Raw genomic sequence first — 20,849 nt, 5'->3', positions numbered from 1 at the left:
TCCTACGCCTTTACGTCTAATCACGGCATGGATTCACAGAAAGTGCCTGCGTGCATCCCTCAATATCGTTCTCCTCGAGGTGAGGCTCTGCTCGTCGGGATCGTCAGGCGCTCTGGGAAGCGCCGCGATCCTTCTCGGACTTCCTCGGCCGGTACAGCTTCTCTCCGCGAGGGAAGGCCGTGCCGCGCGACTTGAGCAGCGGGTCGATCTGTCGGTAGCGCTCCGCGAGGGCGGGGTGGGCCGCGGTGATCTCCGTGGCCGCGTCGACCGCGTCGACCGCTTCCGCGAGCTGTGGATGCAACGACTTGATGAGCTGCAGGGCGCCTCCCTTGGGAGCTCGCAGGCTGCGGCAGAAGTTGTCGACGATGAACGTGGAACCCTGGTCAGGTTCGCGCCGGTTGTCGCGCTTCTCGCGGATGCGGAAGATCGTCGTGCCATCGTCAGACAGGTAGCTGCGCTGCTGGGGGGTTTGCCGATGCGTTGCAGCCATGACGGCGACCATCACGAGCGCCCACACGATGATCGCGGGCGGCAGGAGCCACCACACCGGCTTCCCGAGCACGATCATGGCCTCGCCTACAAGCGCGACCGGAACAGCGAGCCAGGAGAACAGTGCGATGATCACTCCGCCCACCGAGGGCTTCTTGAGCGCGACGAGCATCCAGAGAGCCCCCCATGCGCCCATCCGCACGCGATCGCGCAGCCGAGGAGCGTGCGTGCCCGCGAGGTCGGGGAGGCTCACGACGTGCGAAGCCGAGCGCGGAAGCGGCGCTGCTTCGGCTCGACCTCCTGCAGCTGCAGCCGCACCGGAGCTTCGCCGGCAGGCAGAACGACCCACACGCTGCCGATCGTGGTGCCTGCCGGGTTCAGTTCCAGCCGACCCCCGCCCTCACTCCACCAGCTGACCTCCGTCGTCAGTTCGGCGGTGTAGCGCGCCTGCTTCGTGCGTACCTCGGCGCGCTGCGCGAGCACCGGCACCGTCCGCGGCCGCCGGGTCGTGTTGGTGAGGACGACGGGCACCTTCCACAGCTGTTCCAGCACGCGATCCTCCGCCACCAGCGGTGGGGTCACCTCCAGCCGGATGCCGGCAACATCAGCGGGCAGAGAAGGTGCGTTCTGGGCGCGCAGCAGAAGCCATGCCGCGAGGACGAGAGCAATCGCGGCAATCAGGAGCGCCAGCCATGAGTTGCCGGGCATCACTCCTCCGGTCTCTGCAGCAGGTCAAGCCAGCGGCGGAAGGCAGCTTCCGCCGTGGCCTTGTCGAAGTGTTCTCCCGGCCGCACCCACAGCTGCGACACTCCATTGGCGTCCGGGACGGGAATCAGATGAATCACTGCTCAACCATTGCTCGGTGCCTGGCGGCTGCTCGGTAGACCCCGCTGCGCGAGATCCGGAAAACACGGGCGAGATCCGCGGCGCTCTGCACACCCTCATCGAGTGCCTTCGCGATCGCCGCATCCGTCTCGGGAGGGATCGACGGCTGCCGGCCCTTGAGCTTCTTCCGCACGCTCGGCCGCGCCATACCCTCCTGCGTGCGCAGACTGATCCACCCGCCCTCAGCCTCAGCGATCGCCGCGAGGAAGGTGAGGAACAGTTTCGACCACGGGTCGTGCGGGTCGTACACGGTTTGCCCCATCTGGAAGATCACGCCCCGCTCGGTGAGCTCACGCACGATCTGCAGGGTGTCCTCAACGTTGCGGGCCAGCCGGTCCATCTTCGGCACCACGAGGGTGTCACCCTCACGCACCGCCGCAAGCGCCTGGCGTAGCCCCTCCCGCTGCGCGTTCTTGCCCGTGAAGCCGACGTCGCTGTAGATCCGGCCCTCGTCGACGCCCACGGAGAGCAAGAAGCCCCGCTGTGCCTGCGCGTCCTGCTCGTTCGTCGACACGCGCGCGTACCCGACCTTCACAACCCGCCCCCGATCTCGCGTCGTGCCGCACTGTTCGCGTCGAGCTGCCGCTCGATGTCGTCGATGAGTCGATTCAGGCGCGCCGCCCACTCTCGGTTGTGTGCGACCTGCGCAGGATCGCCCTCTTCCCCGTTACGGCGCGCATCCTTCTCCTCCTCGTCAGCTTCGTGCTCGAGCTGGGCTACGTAGTCATTCATCGCCGCAACGAGCACCATGTAGTCGTGGATGTCGCGGAGATCCAGGAGCACCGGATCGAAGGACGAGCTCTCGAAGTCAGGCATCAGTGTCCGCCTAAGAGCTCGGCCACGTGTACAGCGCGTCGACGTCGACGAGGCGCGGCCTCTCGTCGACGAGCTCGATCGAGCGCCCGGGCCGGTGGAACCCGCTAGCGTGCGCGATCGCCGCGAGCACGAGCTGCGCGTATTGGCGATCAAGACCAGGCAGTTCATCTTCGAGACTGACCCTCACTGGCACCTCCTGATCCGCACCGAGGGACGCGGCGATCATCAGCAGCCGCTGTTCTCCGCCCGAGTACCCGCCGATCATGTCGGGGATCTCGGAGAACACGATGTACACCCGTCCGTCGTCGGCACGGTGCACCCAGCGTCGCTCAGGGCCGGCCCACCCAGTCCTGATCAGTAGCTCGGTCGCCGCCTCGAGCGGGAGCAGCCCCTTCGCCCACGCTCGCAGATCGTCCTCGTGCTCAGCCATGTCGCCTACTCCATCCGTGTCGCATTAAGGCTACCCCTAATGGGATTCTTTGTGAACACCCTAAATGGGACATCCGACATCGCGAGATCTCGGCCCCACCAACGACCGTGCGGAGGTGTTCGTTAGCCGATCCCCTTGCGGTCACATATGGCAGCCCTTCCCGAACTCACGTTCGACCCACCGAAAACGTCCTATGAGGGCTTCGGCCAGTGGCCGTTACGGCGGGGGGTTTCGGCGGTTCCATCGCCCGGCGTGTTGAGTGCTGATCCACGTCGGCGCCGGCCGTGCCGTAAACGATCGTTACCGGTCAGTTCGCGCGATGACGTCCAGGAAGTCCCGTATGTGAGGGGGCGGAGTCGTCCCGGCCCAGATGGCGGTGAGCGGGCGGGTGATCTGGAGATTGTTGATCCGAACTCGCACGAGTCGGCCGGCGCGGGCGTCCTCGGACACGGCGAGGGAGCTCAACGCGCCGGGGGCTATGCCGGCCATAATCGCGCTGCGAACGCCGAGCGTGGTCGTCAGCACGGCTGCGGGCTCGGCTGCGAGGGGAAAGCCCGCCTCGGTGAGGGCGTTCTCGAGCGCTTGTCGGGTGCCGCTGCCGGTCTCGCGGAGCACCAACCCAGTGCCCGCCAGTTCACGGACGGACACCCGGCGGGTCTTCGCCCATCGGTGACCGTGCTGCACAACGACTTCGATGGTGTCGTAAGCGACGGTGACCGACCGGAGGCCGGCGGGAACGACAGGGGTCTCGACGAGCCCGAGGTCTGCGGTTCCCTCGCGTATGGCCTCGACGACCGTGCTGCTGTTGGCGGCTGTGAGTTGAACGACCGGGCCGTCATTGCCCTGAGAGATGCGCCACCGGGCGATCCATTCCGGTAGGAGGTGTTCTGCGATCGTGAGGCTCGCGGCGATGCGCATCATCTTCCCGCGATCCGTGCGGAGCGAGTTGACAGCATCCGAGAACTCGTCGGCCGCTGTCAGCAGCGTTGTTCCCCAGCCAACAACCAGCTCGCCTGTCGGAGTCAGTCGGGAGCCCCGTGCGGAACGCACCAGCAGTCGCGTGCGCAGATCTTTTTCCAGGTTCCGGATGCGCAGAGATATCGCCTGCTGACTCACGCCCAACTGCGCGCTTGCCGCCGACATGCTGCTTTCCTTCGCGACGAGCGCCAAGACTCGCAGTGCCTCCAAGTCCGGCTCGTGGCGCATCTTCCGCCTCCCAGCCACAAGCATAACTTGTATAGCGGACCGTATCTGCCTCTACTCGCGCAAGCGAGTCCCAGGAAACGATGGATGCATGACCCAGGCCCAGGACATTGCGACTGCCCGACCGGAACACACGCTGCTTGCCCGAGTCCGCGCGCTCCTGCCCGGGCTTGTCCTCTGCCTGGCCGCGGCCGGAGCATCGTACGGGGTCAGCCTGCTGCTGCCGGGAGTCAGCCCGCTCATTATCGCGATCGTGCTTGGCGTACTCCTGGCCAACGTCGTCCGGCTGCCAGCAGCGGCCTCCGACGGCATCGACTTCTCCGCGAAAAAGCTCCTGCGCGCCGGCATCGTCTTCCTCGGACTCCAGCTGGTACTGACCGACATCCTCGACCTCGGAGCCCCAATGCTGGTCGTCGTCGTGTGCATTGTCGCCGGCGGTCTGCTCGGCACCGTTCTCCTGGGGAGGCTGCTGCGGGTTCCATCCGGGCTCTCGCTGCTCATTGCCTGCGGATTCTCCATCTGCGGCGCGGCAGCCGTGGCGGGCGTGGCAGGGGTCACCGACCCGGACGACGAGGCCGAGGAAGACACCATCACCGCGGTCGCCCTCGTGGTGATCTTCGGAACGCTGATGATTCCCCTCGTCCCACTGCTCGCGAACCTGCTTGGCCTGGGCTCCGAGACGGCCGGGATGTGGGCCGGGGGTTCCGTCCATGAAATCGCGCAAGTCGTCGCGGCCGGAGGCATCATCGGCGGCGGAGCGCTCACGGTCGCGGTCATCGTCAAACTCGCCCGAGTGCTGCTGCTCGCCCCGGTCGTGGCCACCCTCAGCATCCGGGAGCGCCGTCTCAGCCGTACGGCAGGCGAACCCAGTCAACAGAGGTCGAGTTCGAAGCTGCCGCCCATCGTCCCGCTGTTCATCATCGGGTTCATCGCCATGGTGCTCCTGCGTTCCTTTATCCCTCTGCCGGACTTCGTGCTGACGACCGGCGGGCTGCTGCAGACAGGGTTGCTGGCTGCAGCGATGTTCGGACTCGGCTGCGGCGTCAAGATTCGGAACCTCATCAAGGTGGGCCTCAAGCCCTTCGCCCTGGCCGCGCTCTCCACCCTCCTCGTCGCCACCATCGCCTATTGCGGAGTCACCCTCGCCGGCTGAACATGGCTGGCACCAGGGCGTCACTACGCGCCGCAAACGATCGATTTCGGCGCGCAACCGACTCACCACTTCGTCAGGCCGCAGGTCTGTGATCATCTTCGGCAGATGACTCAGCAGGAACGGGAGCGCCGACGACATTGTGCGATGGTGCCCGCCCTGCGTCGCCGCGAAGCATCGTGTGATATTTTGACGTCTAGACGTCAGGAGACAAGCCGTGGAAAAGCTGCAGCCGGGTCGCGTCCGCGATGGCATCGTTGGGTTCCTCCGGGAGCATGACTCTATCGAGGGCGTTGCATATGAGGAGATCGCTACGCATCTGGACCAACAGCTCGGCAAGCCCGTAGCTCGGTCCTCCGTACGCTCCTACTTGAATCTGAACACGCCGGGGAAGTTCGAGCGTGTCGGTAGGGGCCGGTACCGTCTAGATAGTGCCTCTCGTGCCTGAACCCGCTCGCATCCCGCAGACGCCGCATGAGGAGCCAGCGTTCTCGTACGGACGCGCTCGCTTGTTTCATGCCGACTCGTTGGAGTGGTTGAAGCGGCAGCCCGAGAACTCCATCCATGGAGTTGTCACCGATCCTCCGTACGGCCTTGTCGAGTACACCCCGGTCGAGTTGGCGAAACTGCGTGCTGGTAGAGGTGGAACATGGCGCATCCCACCATCGTTCGATGGGAGCACGCGCTCCCCTCTGCCAAGGTTCACAACGCTCTCGGACGCTGAGTTGGACGATCTCGAGCGGTTCTTCCGGAATCTCGGCGCGGCGCTCCGTCCCGCCCTCGTACCGGGGGCTCATGTGATGATGGCGGCTAATCCTCTTGTCAGTCACCTCGTGTCATACGCGCTCGATGAGGCCGGTTTAGAGCGCCGAGGCGAGATCGTGCGCCTCGTCACCACCCTCCGAGGTGGCGATCGACCAAAGAACGCTCACGAAGAGTTCCCGGACGTGACGGTGATGCCTCGTTCAATGTGGGAGCCATGGTTGCTGTTCCGCAAGCCTCTCGACGGAACGGTGGCCAGCAACCTGCGCAAGTGGGGAACGGGTGGTCTTCGGCGAGTGTCAGACAAGGCGCCGTTCGGAGACGTGATTCGTTCTTCGCCTACCCGGCCCGCCGAACGCAGCATCGCGAACCACCCGTCACTCAAGCCCCAAGCACTCATGAGGCAGTTGGTGCGCGCGATCCTCCCTGTGGGCGAGGGAGTCGTTCTCGACCCCTTTGCCGGCTCCGGCTCGACCCTCGCGGCTGCTGAGCATGTGGGGTATCACTCTGTTGGCGTGGAGTTGGATCCGACATATCTGGCTCTTGCGAGCAAGTCCATCCCTGCCCTCGCAACACTAAACGTTAGGGACTAGCGGTCCATGTAGAGCCAGGACCGCCGGAGCTTTGCGACGCCATCTCGATCAAGCGTGGAGGTCCGGGTACCTAGCTCGCCACGTTCATTGCGGCGGAAGTCGTCGGGTTCAACCTGTGCGAGGTAGACCTCGCGGAAGGTCATGGGCGTGCGACTGTTGGCTGGTTCCGTGACATTGTCCACCTCGTAGACGAACACGCACATCCATTGCTTGCGGCCGCCGTGGGTATCGACGGCACCGCCCTTCTTGCGAGTCGATTTGATCTCGACGCCTTCCTCGCCCGACTTCACGCGATCATCGGGGTAGACGCCGCGAACAAGAAGGTCAGGGTGGCCGTTGTGGTACGCGTTCACGACGAGGGAGCGTGAGTGCTTAGCCAGGGACTCCGTCAGCATGTCAGAGATGGTCCCCGACAAGTTCGCGGGCCGGAGCATGTCGTCCAGGCGAGGTAGACGCTTGTCGTGCAGGTGCAGATTCACGTCGTAGAAGAAGTCATAGACATCTTGCATTGCCGACTGGAAGTCCAGGACGCGCAAGTTGTAAGGAAGCGATGGTGCCGGGTTGAACGCGCTCTGGTACACCTCTTGTCGAACAGTCACCGTCTCAGCGTAGCCGTGGCTGTTCGGCCGTCAGGCGTACGAGCACCCGGCGTCATCCTCCATTCCCGCGGCTTGTCCGCGCTGAAGTCGGGGTCGAAATCACACTCTCGGAGCCCGAGCTACGTCCCGATCTTCTCGGTGTAGCCGGAAACGATCCCCATACGGAATATGGGTGGAGTCACTGGGGAATCCGCGTCACTCACTCCCTCGGGGCCTCAGCGCTCTTCTCGATAGATGTGCGAAGAGCGCGTCCGGTGTGGGTGCGGGTTCGCGCGAGGGCGGCCACGTTGCCCTCGAACACGGGTTCTCCCCCGTTGCGTCCTGCTTCTGGGCCGAGGTCGATGACGTAATCGGCGTGGGCGATCAGGTGCAGGTTGTGGTCTGCCGCAATCACGGTCGACCCTGCTTCCACGAGTCGATCGAGGACGCCGATCAGGTTCCGGACGTCCTTCATGTGCAGCCCTGTGGTGGGTTCATCCAGGACGTAGATCGCGGCCTGCTGTCGGAGCTCGAGGCCGAGGCGGAGTCGCTGGCGTTCGCCTCCGGAGAGCTGGTTGAGGGGCTGCCCGATGGTGATGTAGCCGATGCCCGCTTCGGCTACGCGGGTCAGGATGTCACCTGCTTTCGTGTTCTCGAACAGTGCAGCGGCCTCCTCTGTCGGAAGGTCCATGATCTCCGCGATGGTGAGGTTGTGGAGGCGGTATTGCAACGCCTCGGCGCTGAAACGCTGGCCGTTGCAGACTGGGCAGATCGCGGTGAGTGTGTCTCCGAGTGGGGTTGTGGCGCTGGTGGAGCCGAGTCCTCCGCACTCCTCGCACCCACCCGCACCGTTGGGGCTGAAGTAACTGGCAACGACGTCATTGGCCTTCGCGAACTGCGCGCGAATGTCGTCTAGGGCGCCGGCGTATGTCGCGATGCTGGAACGGCGCGATCCTCGGATGGGCGACTGATCGAGGGTGACGAGGCCGTTCGTCTGGGGGATGCTGCGCAGCAGGCTGGTCTTGCCTGCTCCGGCGACACCGGTGATGGCGACGAAACATCCGGTGGGAATGTCGACGTCCACGTTCTTCAGGTTGTTGAGCGCCGCGCCCCGCACGCGCAGGTGGTCGGTGGGTGTGCGCGGTGTCGCGTTCAGCACAAGGGGCGCGGCCAGCTCGGCCGCGGTCGGGGTGTCCGCCGCTGCGAGGTCAGCCGGGTGCCCTTGGAAGAGGAGCGTTCCGCCGTGTCGGCCGGCGCCCGGGCCGATGTCGATGATGTGGTCAGCGGCTCGGATGACGTCGGGGTGGTGTTCCACGACCAGGATCGTGTTGCCCTTGTCGCGCAGGCGGTGGAGCAGCTCGACCACTCGCGCGGTGTCGTGGGCGTGGAGGCCGGCGGCTGGTTCATCGAAAACGTAGGTGAGTTCCGTTAGGGCGCTGTCCAGGTGCATGACGGTGCGAATCCGTTGGGCTTCTCCGCCGGAGAGCGAGCTGGTGGGTCGCTCGAGGGAGAGGTAGCCGAGTCCGACGTGTTGCATGCCCTGTGTGATGGAGAGGAGCCGGTTGCGCAGCTCGGCCAGCGAGTCCGGGACGGTGAGTTCTCGGAGCCACTGTTCGAGGTCGTGGGTTTCGAGGGCGGCGGCGGTCGCGATGCTGTGGGAGCCGATCAGGCAGGCGCGGGCGCGTTCGTTGAGACGGGTCCCCTTGCACGCGGAGCACGGTGCGACGTGGGCGAGGGTGTCGAGCGCTTCTCTGATCGCTGGTTTCAGCGTCTCGATGCTCTTGCTCAGATAGAGCCTTCGGATCTTGCGGACGACCCCCTCGTAGGCCATGGGGTGCGATCCGGTCTCGACGCTGGGCCCGGTTCCCTCGAGCAGCAGCGATCGTTCGTCGGCGGTGAAGTTCTTGATGGGCTTGTCGTTGTCGAAGTACCCGGAGCGGGCGTAGACCTTCCAGAAGAGGGACCCGACGGCGAAGTTCGGGAATTCGATTGCGCCGTCGTTGAGGCTTAGATCGCCGTCGAGGAGCAGGTCGAGGTTGAGACTCGCCTCTTGTCCCGTGCCCTCGCATTCCGGGCACGCGCCGGTTGGGTGGTTGAAGCTGAGCGCCTGTGGCGACGAGACCTCGGGTGAGCCCTGAGCGACGAAGAGTTGACGGAGCAGGCTGATGGCATCGGTCGCGGTCCCCACCGTGGAGCGAGGGTTAGCGGCCATCGGGCTCTGGGTCACGGCGATAGTCGCGGTGAGGTTTTCCAAGAGGGTGGCGTCCGGCCGCGCTGCGTGGGGGAGCTGATTCTGCAAGTAGGCGGGATAGGTCTCAGTGAGGAGCCGCTGAGATTCCGCGGCGATCGTGTCGAACGCGAGGGACGACTTCCCTGACCCGGACACTCCCGTGAACACGACGAGTTTCCTCTTCGGGATGTCGATGTCGAGCTTGCGGAGGTTGTTGGTGCTCGCTCCTCGAATCACGATCGCGTCGCTGAATGTGGGGCGGTGGCGCTGAGGCATGGGGGTGCTTTCTGTCGAGGTGACGCTACGGGTATGGCCTCGTCTAGCGGGGTCGGTGGCGCAGGCGCTCTAGTGCAGCCCCAAGGGGTAGACCGACGCGCGCGACGATGCGGCCGGCTGGCGTGTTCGTCGCGTGGATGATGCCGACAGGGCCGAGGGAGGCGCTGACGGCGGCGGCGCCTCGGATCCGCATCCCGTGCTCGAAGTCGTGAACGGCGGCCGGGATCGTCGCCTGCTGGTCACGAACGGTTTCGAGCCCATCAGCGAGAGCTGCGGCGTCTCGGATCGCTGTAGCGGCGCCCATCCCAGCGGTGGGCGGCATGGCGTGTACGGCGTCGCCCAGCGCGGTGACGGGGCCGGCGGGCCAGGGGGCGACGTCGTTCGCGACTTCCGGGCCTGCGTGGAATCTGAACGTGGCGAGGCCGTCTGTGTCGGTGTGAGTGATCACGTCGAGCATCGGGCTCGTCCATCCGGCACGCCGCAGTAGCGCCGTGGTCGCGTCGCGGAGCTCGCCTCCTTCGAGGGGCCGCAGCGCGTCCGTGCTCGGAGACTCCGAGAGGACAGCGCCCCAGATGTAGGTCGGTTCGGTGGTGACGGGGTGAGCAAGGTGGGGCGAGTTCACGGCCGCCTGGTTCACCGGGTCGTGGTACCCGATGTAGAGCCCCGTTCCTCCGGGGCCGATCGCGAGGCCGGAGTCCGTGGAGAACAGTTCTCGCGCCTTCTTGGGCAGGGCGGAGGCCGGGGTGCGTCCGCCGATACCGAGCAGGCCTGTGGGGGTGTTGGTCGGTCGGCCGGCAAGAGCTGCGGCGATGTGGGAGTGCACTCCGTCTGCGGCCACGAGCACGTCGGCCGTGTGCGTCGTTCCGTCCTCGAGGCCGACGCTGATCGTGCCGTCGTCCTCTGTCGAGTGTCGGTGCACCACGGTTCCCGTGCGCAGCGCGGCGGCAGCCGCGTCGGCCAGGATCAGCCGGAGGGTGATCCTGTCGATGTTCACGCCGCCGTCGTCGTCGGGTGCCGCTTTGCGTAGCAGCAGCCGCCCCCGCATGTCGCGCATGACGTCGCCGCCCTGCACTCGGGTCGTCGCGGACGACGCGAGGATCGCCTCGAATGATTCCGGCTCCAGGAGGCCGCGCAGCGCCGTGGTCGCTGCCCGGTCCAGATGGATGTGGTAGCCGCCTGTGCGGCTGAGGTCAGTGTCCCGCTCGAACGTCGTGACGTCGATACCGCGCTTCAGCAGACCCGCGGTGAGGGCCAGTCCGCCCAGTCCGCCGCCAGCGACGATCACTCGTAGGGGGTTCTTCTCTTGTGTCATGGGACGAAGCTGCCGCTACTACCGGACACGGGAAGGCCGCTATGGCGTGGGTGTTCCTGGCAATCGGCCGAGTCGAGAGCGGACCGTGGCGAACGCTTGGCGCAGCTCGAGCGGTTCGATCTCCGTCATGTCAGCGGCGAACGTGATGAACAGGCCAGCGAGCCCGATCCAGGACCACGCTCCCATCGTGAGGCGGGATGTGCCGGCGGTGACTTTCTGCACCACGGCCCCTCCCGGAGCAAACTCCGCCGCGATCTCGGGTGGGACCGCGAGGACCACAGACCCCTGGCAGGGCCAGCCAGCCACCGAGTCGCCACGATCGAAGGTGTGCTTCACGAACTCCTCAGCCGATCCGGCGGGTAGCTCACGGTCGGGGAACGGGACATACGTGGGGTCTTTGGCGTGCAGGCGGTCGAGTCTCAGCGCGCGCCACTCCTGGGCGTCGAGGTCGAACGCGACGAGGTACCAGCGCGCCGCCCACACGATCATCTGGTGAGGTTCCACCCGCATCCGCACCATCTCGGTTGCGCTCTCGAGGTAGTCAGCTCGGAGAACATGCCGGCGGCGGACCGCCGCGCCGACGTCTCGCACAACCTGGGCGCCGATCGGCGCCGCGGGGAACTCCCAGTAATTCGGGACAGACGTGACGGTGAACGCATCGGACTCGATGCGCAGCTGCTCCGGCATGACTTGCCGCACAGTATCGAGCGCCCGATTGTTCGACTCCGAGATGCCGGCCAGCACTGTCGGCGCCGTTTGAAGCGCGACTGCGATCGCCACCACCTGGTCCTCATCGAACACCATCGGCGGAAGCCGGGACCCGCCGCGCAGTCGGTATCCACCGCCGAGGCCCTTGATGGGCTCGACCTCGTATCCGAGGTCTCGCAGCGTTTCCATATCTCGACGAACGGTCCGCTCGGCGACCCCCAACCGCTCGGCAAGTAGCGCGGAGTTCAACGTCGCGCCTGAGCTCATCATCGACAGCAGTTTCAGCGCTCGGGCGGAGGTGGTGGCCATGACCTCATCCAACATCGAAACCGGCCATTCCGTGTCCGGTTGCCGGTCCACAGTGCTTCCATGTCGAATCCAGCCAGCCCACCTTCAGCGCCGCTCGCCTCACCGAAGGGCGCCGCCCTCCCGCTCCTCGTCGTCCTTTTCGCGTCCTTCATCGATCTTGTCGACGCGACGATCGTGGTGGTAGCAGCCCCCGCCATCGAAGCCTCCACCGGCGCATCCCGCGCACAGCTGCAATGGGTGGTCGCCGCCTACACACTCGCTCTGGGCGCCGGGCTGATCACCGGCGGACGCCTCGGAGACTCCTACGGCCGAAAGAGGATCTTCCTCCTCGGTCTCGCCGCGTTCGCGGTCACCTCAGCCCTGTGCGCGCTGGCGGGCACACCTGAAGCACTGATCGGGTTCCGTGCAGCTCAGGGTCTTGCTGCGGGCATCATGGTGCCGCAGGTGTTCGGCATCATCCGGGGCTCGTTCGCACCCGAGCAGCGTGCGAAAGCGTTCGGCGCCTACGGAGCCGTTCAGGGCCTCGCCTCCGTCGCAGGTCCGCTCCTGGGTGGTCTCCTGGTCATCGCGAACCTGTTCGGGATGGAGTGGCGAAGCATCTTCTGGATCAACGTCCCCATCTGCGTCATCGCCTTCATCATCGGGATTCGAGTGCTCCCGGAGTCTCGATCCGACCGCCGATCCGCGTTCGACATCATCGGGGCAGTCCTCGCGGCCGCAGGGATCGTGTTGCTCCTTCTCCCCCTCATTCAGTCGACGTCGTGGGGCTGGGAGGCGCCGAGCTGGGCGCTCCTGGGTGCAGCCGTTGTCGTCCTCGCCGTGTTCGTCCTCTACGAGAGGCGCCTACTCGCGCGCGGCGGTGATCCGGTGTTCGACCCGACGCTGATCAAGAGCCGTTCCTTCTCGGCCGGCCTGATCGCATCCGTGCTGTTCTTCTCGGGGATCGGATCTCTCTTCCTCATGCTCTCCGTCTACTTGCAGGACGGAGCCGGGCGAACAGCACTCGAAACGGGCCTCACGATCCTCCCGTACGCGATCGGATCGCTGATCACCTCAGGGATCGGTGTCGCCTTCGCCGCCCGCGCGGGTCGCTTGCTGCTGGTCGCCGGCTCCCTCGTCGTCGCGCTGTCCTACGTTGCTCTGTGGGCCGCGGTGAACACCGGCGAGGACCCCGGCTACTGGCCTCTCGCGGGCGGGCTGTTCCTGGGCGGTCTTGGCCTCGGCCTTGTGGTCCCCATCCTCGTCAACGTCATCCTCGCGGGAGTCCCCGGCCAGCACGCCGGCGCAGCAGGCGGAGTCCTGTCCACCGTCAACCAGATCGGCGGAGCGGTCGGGATCGCAACCCTCACCACGGCGTTCTTCGCCGCCGTCAGCAGCGGCTCCGGCAGGGGCCTGGACGTCTACGGTCCTGCGCTAGGCGGTGTGCTCCTCGTCTCGGCGGTTCTCTACGTTGTCGCGGGACTCGCGATGTGCCTCCTCCCGAGAACCGCGCCGCAGCACGGTTAGCCCGATCGCTGACCCGCAGGACGATCGCTTTGTGGGACGGCATCGAGCGTGCGCGCTTGCTGCCGACTCGGGCAGAATTGTGGCTTCGTTCGCTTGGTGGCGGGGTTTTTGCAGCGCTCCGTGGCGGTCTTGTTGCCGCGATCACGCAGGACTGGCTGCAGGTAGGTGTCGCGGTCTGAACCGAGAGGGGTGCGCCCGGTCGGGGCCGTTTGGATCGCTGCCGCTACGTCAGAGTCCGAAGGCTCCGCCGCTGACGAGGATCACGATGCCGAGGCCGATGAGAACGATGGGGAAGAGGATGTGCTCCCAGCGTTCGAGCACTTCGGCGATCGGGGGGCGGGTGGCGACGAACTTTGCCAGGGCCACCAGGACCGCGACGAGCGCGAGGAAGACGATGCAGTAGGCGACTACTGCGAGAGGTTCCACGCTGAGGAAGACAGGGGTGTAGACGCCGATGTTGTCGCCGCCGTTGGCAAGGGTGACGCCTGCGACTGTCCACACGCCGACCTTCTTGCCGGCAACCTTGGCCTCGTCGTCATCGTCATCATCGTCTCCGCGCCAGGCCTGCCATGCGGCCCAGAGGCCGAGGCCCAGAGGGATGAGACCGAAGTACGGGATGGCTGCCGAGGGCAGGAATGCTCCGGCACCGATGGTCACCAGGACCGCGGCACCGAGGATGCCGGCGAATCCGAGGTACTGGCCGGCCAGAATGCGGGCGGTAGTGCCGCGCTGGCCTGCCCCTCGCGCGAAGAAGAGGGAGAGCACGATGATGTCGTCGATGTTGGTCGCTGCGAACAGGCCCATCGCCTGCAAGACCGAGGTGAGGATCATGCGCCCTCCCCAGCTGCGTCGCATCCGGGAAGCGAGCAGGCGGGATCGATGCACGGGGCGTCTTCGTCCACTGCCAGGGTGGCATCGACCAGTGCCGTCAGCGCCTGCGCCAGGTGCGAATCGGCGATCTCATATCGTGTCCGACGACCCTCGGGCTCGGAGACGACGATCCCGCAATCGCGCAGGCATGCCAGGTGGTTGGACACGTTCGGGCGTGTCAGGTCCAGATCTCGGGCCAGTTCCGCCGGGTAAGCGGGATGGTCGAGCAGGGTCAAGATGATCCGGGATCGAGTGGGGTCGGCCAGTGCACGACCCAGGCGGTTCATCACGTCGAGACGCGAAGCAATAGTCAGCATGGACTGAACTATACAGCGCGCACTGAACACTCGGTCACAGGCGTCAGCCCAGATCGCATGCCCGTAAGGGGATCCCTATTCGGGCAGTGGTCGTTGGAGGGGCCTCAGCGTGCATTGGTGATCCCTATCCGGGCGACGCTCGTCCCGGGTGTAGGCGAACGTGTCGCCCCCTTCGCTTACGCTCGCGATTGATGAGCACTTTCACGACTGCACCGAAGCCCGACTTATGGCGATTGGCTTCCGAGCTCACGATCACCCCGACCGGCGACGACCTCGGCTCGCGCGCTGCGCGGCGTCTGGTGCGCCACCGCCGGCGACGGAACTGGTGGTGGTTCGGAGGGGCGACGGTCGTCGCCCTCGCGGCAGGGATCCTCGCCGCACTCCTCCAACACCCCGTCGCGAGCTCGGCGCTCACCGTTCTAGCCACACTCGGCGGCACTATTGCCGCCGCTGCCTGGACTGTGCAATTGCGCGCAGGAACCTACAGGCGGCTGACATCTCGGATGAGGCGAGGCGCCACCCCCGCGTGGTGGGTGTTCACTTCGCTGGCGTGGGCTGCGGTCCTCTCAGCGGGCGTGGTCGCGATCATCACCGTGACGTCCGAAGGGTCGTTTACCTCAGTTGACTCCCTCGTGTCGACCAAGCTGACGGCTTTCGCGCTCGGCTTCGTGGGCATATTCTTCAGCGCAGCGAGTTCGGCATCGGCGCCCCCATTGTTGTCAGCTTCTCCCAAACCGCGGCCGTATCAAGCGCACTGGAGCCAGCTGACTTGGACCGCATCACTACTCGCGGCGACTTTCAGCGCAATGTCGCTCGCTCTGTATCACGGCCAGGACGGCTGGGTCGTCGAAGTGGCGGTCACCGTCGGGTTCGCCGTCATTGCGGCACTTCTCGCCTGGCACGCACGGGCGCTCCACAACCTCCGGTCTCAACGAGCGCGACTGCTCGATGGCTTGACGGCGGCCTACGAGCTCATGACCGACAGCAGCAATTCAGACGCCGCCACAACCCGCGCGCTGCTCGCGCTCCGCGCACTCACCGTGCCGGACCCGTTTCGCTCTCAGTCTCCGGCTGCGCCGCCTGCGGCGACCGGCTGGGAGATTGCAGAAGTTGTCGGCATCTTGTTACATGCCTACGGGTATGGCGACATGCCTGAGTCAGTCACCAGCAGAGCACTTCTAGCGGACGAGCTCGGGCAGCCGTTTCGCGATGTGCTGGGCGCGGAGAACACAGAACTGCGAGGTGCAGGATGCGATTTCATATCTCGGACGATCGAGTGGGCATCGCGGAACACGGCCAGCGGCTGACCGTCGGCGCGTTCCCAGCCAGGATCCGTTTACGGGCAATGCGTGATTGCGAGGCGGCTGCGGGCGATCTCGATCCACGACATGGACGGTAGGTGATGGGTGGTCGTGGGCGAGGCCTCGAGGGTGCTTGCAGCCCTCGGATCGACCACACAGATCACAGCTGTCCCCGCGTCAGTCTCGCTCCGCACACCCGACAGCACCCGGCTATCTGAGCAGCATGCGGCGGTGCCTGCTATCACGAATCAATCAGCCGCACCAATGTCGCGGCTCTGCGGCTGACCCCACCACACTCAGCCATTCGCGCAAGCGCACGGCGCCGTCAGAGAAGCTTGGCGGCGGACGCAGTTGAAATCGTTCGGCCTGATAGCGTGCCTAGGACACGAACCATCTATTGGAGTTCGCGACGTCGGCCAGCGCGGCGGTTGTCTCGGCTGCACGCGTGGCGAGCCTGTCCGCAGCAATTTGCACAATCTCAGTCGGCCAGTTCTCGGGCGCTCTCATCATTGCCTTGGCCTGCGTTGGCGTGATGGAGACTAGCCGGTTGGGATTCAGATTGGCGCCGCTGGCAAACACTCCGCGAGTGCCTTCGAACACCTCTAGCTTGAGCTTTCGGCCGCCGTGCGCTGCCGCAACTGGCCGGCGTCCGTCCGTTAGCCCAGCTCGTAGTATCTCGGCAAGAGCGCCCGAGAGCACGCGACCAATTCGATCACGTGCCGCTTCGGTGCCGACGATCCAGAGCAGCCATAAGGTGGGGCCCGAGACATCGATCTGCTTCAGACGGAAGGCGTCGACCAGGTCTACCCGACGGGTGGATGCAACGGCCGCTCCATCCAGCAGGGCACCCTCGAGCGCCCGATAGTGCCTCGGGTCGAGAGCGTTGATCGCGGCGTCCAGCTCGGCGGCCAACTTGACGATGACGTCGGCGCGAGCGTGGCGGAACATCGCGAACGCTGTGAGTGCGGTGTCCCGGCTGCCTGTCTGCGATTCGAGCGTCCTTCGCCACCAATCGAGCTTGGCCTTGTTCTTGCGGTAGAGATTCTCTATTTCAAACGCATCGCGAACGATGCCGGTAGTGATGAAGGCGCCGAGCTCTTCAAAATCGAATCTCGCTGGGACGAGTCCGAAGGCTCGCCGCAGCACCCACCCCGCGCCACATTGTCCTGCGACTGCGTTCAGCCGTCGGCTGAGATCAAAGGCGGACGCAGACTCAACGGCTCCAGACGGCGAACTGACATTCTGCGCCGCACCGAGGGGGCCTGGGATGGGCAGCGCGCCGCCTGATATTGCTGCTCTTGCGACCGCTAGTCGCGCACCCAAGACGGTTCCAGTCGATGCGCGAACTAGTTCGACCGCACCATCATTGACCTCTAACTGCGCAACTGTGAGGACAGTGGCGTCCGAGCCCCCATAGTTCCCCGCTACGAGGCTCTCAACGTGCCATCCGGTCCGCCCAGGATCCTCGCCAATCAGGGCGCGAAGGCCTTCTACGCATAATGCGGGAGGATCTCGAAGCGCGCCGAGTTGGGCTGCAGTCTCAAGCCAGAGTGGCGTCGGTGTGAAGCGGGACCACCACCAGCCGGGCAAGTCATCGTTCGCGCTCGCGTGCGCCGCGAGACTTGTCGCTGCGGCCTTCATCTCTAGGGCAGGTAGGCCGCCGTCTATTCGGTCCATGAGGTGGGCGACGGCTTGGGAACGCCCCGCCCGTTCCCCGAGGCGCAATGGTGCGCCCGTGGGGTCGAGGGCGCCGTCCTCGCCGAAGATCAAGCCGGGGCCCTCAAGGATGAAATCCACAACCCGACGGATGTCAGTGTCAGATTGCCCGTTGTAGATTCGGTCGTTCAGTACCTGGACAGCCATCCCGCGCACGAAAGGATGTGGACCCACTCGCCGATTCGCGGCCTCAAGGTTTCCGCGAAACGCCCGCACCTCGCCCTTGGCCAGCATGCCGACGAAGAATCGACAGACGTTTGCCCAATATGGCCGCTCCAGAAGAGCATCCAAGCCGTCATCGCGAGAGTTTCCTTCGCCCCGAGCCGTGAGGTTTTCGAACATGTGAAGCGCGGCGAAGTACTCCCGGAGAGACTGCACTTCGAACTCGAAGGCATCGTTTCGCTCGACCAAGCACAAGACTCGGTCCGTGATGGCGGAGTACATCTCATCAGCGAGCTTCTGCTCTTCGGGCTGCCCTGCCAGGTAGGAACTCAGTAGCGCTTTGAGTTCTGTCCGGGTGATCGCGCCGGAGCTGTCACCCTGCTCCGCCTTCGCTTGTAAGTACCAGCCCAGATACGCGTGAGTATCCTCCACGACTCGGCGTTGTTCGTCTAGTAGAGGCTCTTTGTCCTCGGTCTGCTCTCGATCCAAGAACGTTTTCAGATACTCGCGATACAAGTCTGTGCGTTGCTGTGGTAGCAGCTGACGTCGGTGAAGCAGGTGGAGCAGGATCGCAAGTTGCATCGGGTACGAAGCCAACTCGCTGATGTGAGCGATATGTTGGCTGTCCATGAATGTCGATTCGAGACGAACCGCGGCGTCGAGCGAAACGCCTGAAACTGCCACCCATTGACGAAGGTATTGCAGCCGCAATCCTTGCGTGAGGCGCTGTAGGTGAAGCAGCGGGAAGCCCGACGAGGTGAGCGGCTGGAGCGAGCTTCCGGGTCTTGTCGCGACGATGATCACAAGATCAGCGGCATCGTGCATCAGCCGACCCCTGACGAGCGCAATCTCTTCGATCACGCGAGAACGCGTCGGAAGACTTGCGACTTCATCGAGTCCGTCAAGCGCGAGCAGTACCGGCTCGTTGGCGATCACGCTGGCGAAATCTTCAGCTCCGAAAGTATTCGCGCCGATGTGGGTACGAATGTCCTCGATCATGTACTCCTCGAGGCTTCGCCACTGTGGTCCTGCAGACGAATCTCTACGTCGCCTTCGACGCTTCGTTGCTGACGCGTCCCGCAACGGGGCCGCCCACGCGGCGTAGCGGCGAAGATCGACGCGAATTGGGAACCGACCGACTGTGGCGTCCCGGGCCAGCCCGGTGCGCCCCGCGGTGTATGCGTCCTCGCCCAGGAGGCGCGCGCGGTGGAACTGGCAAACGAATTGGAGAACAGTGGATTTTCCTTGGCCCGGCCCGCCCACCAATACCGCGTTGCCTACCCAGTCGGGATGGAGAAGAACCTGCGCAGCGCCCGCGATGATGAGTCCCGATGCGGCCCGAAGCTCATCCGTGTCGCCCGGGGCCACGTCGGCGATGTGCCTGAACAGCTCGGCCACCGCGGCGTCGTCCGGTCGACACCCGATAGGAACGTCAACAAACATCGCTTCGACCGACGGTCCCCGGAGATCCACTTGCTGGAACTGCACCGTGTTCTCCGCCGCGAAGCGGTCGCCCAAGTACGCGCGCAGCGCGCGCTCTCGTGCGTCGCGTTGTGAGGTGCGTGCCTCGTGCTTCCTTTTCATCGCGAGTAGTTGGTCGACCGTGAAGCCAGCGCCATCGTTCGCATCGATGAGAGCGTGGTGCGTCGGACACATGAGCACGAGGTTCTCGTAGCCATCGACGTGATCGTAGTCCGGCTCAAATCGCGGACCATCCGCACTCTGCGCGCGAATGTGCGCCTCTTCTCCGACGACGGTCGAATCGATCGCGCCGGACATCGCATCGGCAACTTCTTCGGTCAACGGCTGTGCGCATCCGGGGTATGCGCACTCGTTGTGAGCCCGCCCCCACAGCAGCTTTCGCGTACGAACGCTGATCGCCACGAATCCTCCCTTGCAGACCGCCTCACACCACCCGAGACGAGATCGACGCTACTAGCGAGAAGTGTCTGACGATGAGACCGCCGTCGGCTTCGACGGAATCTGCGAGTAACAACTGGTTTGCTCTGCGTCTGGCGCGACTGGCGGCCGGCCACCGCCGAACTCAGGGGAGTCGTGTACCTATGCGGCATCTCCGAGCACGAGTCCGAGGATGAGACCAGACGCGGCCGCCAAAACAACGAGAGCCAGTCTTGAGCGCAAGTGCCGCTTCGGTTCTATGATTTCCTCGCTATCTTGCTCGCCCCTTCCCGCGATGTACGTCACTGACAGGTAGAGGATCTCCTCGTCCTTGACCACGATGACCTCGCCATCGAAGTCTTGAAGCGCCCCTCCTGGCGGTCTGACGCTGAGGCTCCCGATGAGGGTGAGCGCTTTCGGTGTACCTTCTTCGCCGACATTGCCGTACGTGTCCACATAACCCTGGACCCAGGTGCCGTCCTTCAGTTGAACCCCCGCAAAGTTCAGCGCAGCGGGCTGCCGGGTAAAGACGTATCCCCAGGATTCCCTATCAGGATCATCGCCTGACCTACCGATGGTCAAGTTGTGGACACGTTCGCTCCCGAGCCACCACGCCAGAAGCGACACGAATGTGAGCACCATGAAGCCGCATATCACGAAGAGCTCGTAATGCTCTCGTGCGTACGCGCTCGGGTCGGCCAGGAACTCTGCGACCTGGTTGTGCCATGAGGTGTTGAAGACTGACCCGACGGCGAGGACGAGCGCGAACAGGCTGATGATCGCGGCGCTCACGAGAATCGCGGTCGCGGTCTCTCTGAAGGCGGATCGCTTAACCTTCGGGCGGTGGCGCTCACGACTGAAGGCGAAAACTACGCCGGGGATAATCAGTAGCAAGTAGAACCCGACACCGACGAGATCAGTTGGCACAGGACCACTCCCGAGGGGACAGCTGGTAGAATCCAGTCATGAGAGGGACGGAGGCGAACGTGATAAACGTCACCACCATGAAGTCACAGACGATCGAGCACGCTCAGCAACCTGTGAGCAACCGTATCTCGCCTTCGGTCCGCCCCGCCAACCAGATTCCGCGACCACCCGCGAGTTCGCAGGGAACGTCCCGCTAGACGCACACCAGCACCCGAGCCCTCGTGACTCGGCGGCTCCGGTTTCACTCCTGTCACTTGATTCGCGGGCCCGAACGCCGACCATAGTCGGTTGCCCATCGTGCGAAGGCCTTTGCGCGAAGATTCGTACGAACTCACAGCGCCCCCGCACGGCCGCGGGCCGACGCGGTTCGGAGCACATCGTGACCGGGGTGGTGCCGATTCCGCGCGCCA

The 20,849-nt window shown here is 64.9% G+C and carries 18 protein-coding genes; 4 read left to right on the top strand and 14 right to left on the bottom strand.

Going from position 1 to position 20,849, the window contains the following annotated elements:
• Positions 1-103: 103 nt before the first annotated feature.
• The 6 genes from J0P97_RS10210 to J0P97_RS10185 all read right to left on the bottom strand — a co-directional run bounded on the left by J0P97_RS10210 (position 104) and on the right by J0P97_RS10185 (position 3,826).
• Positions 104-742: a hypothetical protein gene (locus J0P97_RS10210; RefSeq protein ID WP_215487673.1), complete on the bottom strand. Its 639-nt coding sequence runs from the start codon at positions 740-742 to the stop codon at positions 104-106.
• On the bottom strand, positions 739-1,197 hold the full coding sequence (locus tag J0P97_RS10205) for a hypothetical protein (RefSeq protein ID WP_215487672.1): 459 nt from the start codon (positions 1,195-1,197) through the stop codon (positions 739-741). Before J0P97_RS10205 ends, J0P97_RS10210 begins: the two co-directional genes overlap by 4 nt.
• Positions 1,198-1,330: 133 nt before the next feature.
• Positions 1,331-1,909: a recombinase family protein gene (locus J0P97_RS10200; protein WP_215487671.1), complete on the bottom strand. Its 579-nt coding sequence runs from the start codon at positions 1,907-1,909 to the stop codon at positions 1,331-1,333.
• A complete protein-coding gene (locus tag J0P97_RS10195) occupies positions 1,906-2,190 on the bottom strand; it encodes a hypothetical protein (protein WP_215487670.1) in 285 nt (94 codons plus the stop codon). The genes J0P97_RS10200 and J0P97_RS10195 overlap by 4 nt, the downstream gene beginning before the upstream one ends.
• 10 nt (positions 2,191-2,200) lie before the next feature.
• Positions 2,201-2,620 (bottom strand): hypothetical protein, encoded by a 420-nt coding sequence (locus tag J0P97_RS10190; RefSeq protein ID WP_215487669.1) that lies wholly within the window; start codon positions 2,618-2,620, stop codon positions 2,201-2,203.
• A gap of 300 nt (positions 2,621-2,920) precedes the next feature.
• Complete coding sequence (locus J0P97_RS10185; protein ID WP_215487668.1) at positions 2,921-3,826, bottom strand: LysR family transcriptional regulator; 906 nt, start codon at positions 3,824-3,826, stop codon at positions 2,921-2,923.
• Positions 3,827-3,914: 88 nt separating this feature from the next.
• Here J0P97_RS10185 and J0P97_RS10180 point away from each other — a divergent pair, with 88 nt between their 5' ends.
• On the top strand, positions 3,915-4,976 hold the full coding sequence (locus J0P97_RS10180; RefSeq protein WP_215487667.1) for a YeiH family protein: 1,062 nt from the start codon (positions 3,915-3,917) through the stop codon (positions 4,974-4,976).
• Between the two features lie 428 nt (positions 4,977-5,404).
• Positions 5,405-6,328 carry a DNA-methyltransferase gene (locus tag J0P97_RS10175; protein ID WP_308163542.1) on the top strand — a complete coding sequence of 308 codons (924 nt, stop codon included), beginning with the start codon at positions 5,405-5,407 and terminating at the stop codon, positions 6,326-6,328.
• Here J0P97_RS10175 and J0P97_RS10170 read toward each other — a convergent pair.
• From J0P97_RS10170 to J0P97_RS10155, 4 genes are all read right to left on the bottom strand, one after another.
• Entirely contained in the window at positions 6,325-6,927 is a 603-nt protein-coding gene (locus J0P97_RS10170) for a hypothetical protein (protein ID WP_215487666.1), read from the bottom strand. The two genes, J0P97_RS10175 and J0P97_RS10170, sit on opposite strands and share 4 nt — an antisense overlap.
• A 199-nt stretch (positions 6,928-7,126) precedes the next feature.
• On the bottom strand, positions 7,127-9,412 hold the full coding sequence (locus J0P97_RS10165; protein ID WP_215487665.1) for an ATP-binding cassette domain-containing protein: 2,286 nt from the start codon (positions 9,410-9,412) through the stop codon (positions 7,127-7,129).
• Positions 9,413-9,455: 43 nt separating this feature from the next.
• A complete protein-coding gene (locus J0P97_RS10160) occupies positions 9,456-10,724 on the bottom strand; it encodes an FAD-dependent monooxygenase (RefSeq protein ID WP_215487664.1) in 1,269 nt (422 codons plus the stop codon).
• A 39-nt stretch (positions 10,725-10,763) separates the two neighbouring features.
• Complete coding sequence (locus tag J0P97_RS10155; protein WP_215487663.1) at positions 10,764-11,741, bottom strand: helix-turn-helix transcriptional regulator; 978 nt, start codon at positions 11,739-11,741, stop codon at positions 10,764-10,766.
• 60 nt (positions 11,742-11,801) lie between these two features.
• Between J0P97_RS10155 and J0P97_RS10150 the strand changes: the two genes are divergently transcribed.
• Positions 11,802-13,247, top strand: coding sequence for an MFS transporter (locus tag J0P97_RS10150; RefSeq protein ID WP_215487662.1), 1,446 nt, complete (start codon positions 11,802-11,804; stop codon positions 13,245-13,247).
• Positions 13,248-13,475: 228 nt separating this feature from the next.
• Here the strand turns inward: J0P97_RS10150 and J0P97_RS10145 are convergent, their stop codons facing one another.
• Entirely contained in the window at positions 13,476-14,078 is a 603-nt protein-coding gene (locus J0P97_RS10145) for a cadmium resistance transporter (RefSeq protein WP_016997609.1), read from the bottom strand.
• Positions 14,075-14,434 (bottom strand): Cd(II)/Pb(II)-sensing metalloregulatory transcriptional regulator CmtR, encoded by a 360-nt coding sequence (cmtR, locus tag J0P97_RS10140; RefSeq protein WP_006590980.1) that lies wholly within the window; start codon positions 14,432-14,434, stop codon positions 14,075-14,077. Before cmtR ends, J0P97_RS10145 begins: the two co-directional genes overlap by 4 nt.
• A gap of 191 nt (positions 14,435-14,625) precedes the next feature.
• Here cmtR and J0P97_RS10135 point away from each other — a divergent pair, with 191 nt between their 5' ends.
• A complete protein-coding gene (locus tag J0P97_RS10135) occupies positions 14,626-15,741 on the top strand; it encodes a hypothetical protein (RefSeq protein ID WP_215487661.1) in 1,116 nt (371 codons plus the stop codon).
• 372 nt (positions 15,742-16,113) lie between these two features.
• On the opposite strand, the gene J0P97_RS10130 is transcribed toward J0P97_RS10135, so the two are convergent.
• Both J0P97_RS10130 and J0P97_RS10125 read right to left on the bottom strand, forming a co-directional pair.
• On the bottom strand, positions 16,114-19,497 hold the full coding sequence (locus J0P97_RS10130) for an NACHT domain-containing protein (RefSeq protein ID WP_215487660.1): 3,384 nt from the start codon (positions 19,495-19,497) through the stop codon (positions 16,114-16,116).
• A 177-nt stretch (positions 19,498-19,674) separates the two neighbouring features.
• Positions 19,675-20,439: a DUF6338 family protein gene (locus J0P97_RS10125; RefSeq protein ID WP_215487659.1), complete on the bottom strand. Its 765-nt coding sequence runs from the start codon at positions 20,437-20,439 to the stop codon at positions 19,675-19,677.
• Positions 20,440-20,849: the final 410 nt, after the last annotated feature.

The organism is Microbacterium flavum, from assembly GCF_018717645.1.
Classification (GTDB): domain Bacteria; phylum Actinomycetota; class Actinomycetes; order Actinomycetales; family Microbacteriaceae; genus Microbacterium; species Microbacterium flavum.
The sequence above is the reverse complement of the archived record's forward strand: the minus strand, read 5'-3'. Positions and strand labels throughout refer to the sequence as shown.